Source organism: Bacillus sp. 05T31, assembly GCF_056396725.1.
In genome coordinates, this window is the sequence record NZ_JBFTMA010001425.1 from 1 (window position 1) to 423 (window position 423).

Below are 423 nucleotides of genomic sequence, written 5' to 3' on the forward strand. Positions count from 1 at the left end.
CTGAACCACCCTCACAAGGATCTTCAATTATCCTTCAATTTATTATTATCAATTAAAAAGGACAGATTTCCTATAAAGAGAAATCTGCCCTTTTTGTTCTAAATTTGGTTAGTTAAAATTAAGTGACGATAAATTCAATTGTAATTGGAATTCCACCGTCTAATACATCTCCGCCAGGAATTGTAATAGCACCAGTAGGACCTGTGGTGACACTGGAGTTCACGCTAGGTTGAATTATGCCGTTTACATAGAGGTTGTAATACGTAAAAGTCGGAAAGGCAGTTGCAGTAGTACCGGCATCGTTTAAACAAGCTGTTGCAGCAATTGCAAAAGCTGCACCTGTTCCTGTTCCAGCTCCTAGTGTAGATGTAAATCTTCTAGAAGCGATAAATGGTTGAATAATTGGCAATTAAATTTCACTCC

1 protein-coding gene is annotated in these 423 nt (G+C 37.8%); it reads right to left on the reverse strand.

Annotated elements, in window-relative coordinates:
* Positions 1-118: 118 nt before the first annotated feature.
* A complete protein-coding gene (locus AC1DJR_RS33640; protein WP_002031992.1) occupies positions 119-409 on the reverse strand; it encodes a DUF4183 domain-containing protein in 291 nt (96 codons plus the stop codon).
* Positions 410-423 lie beyond the last annotated feature (14 nt).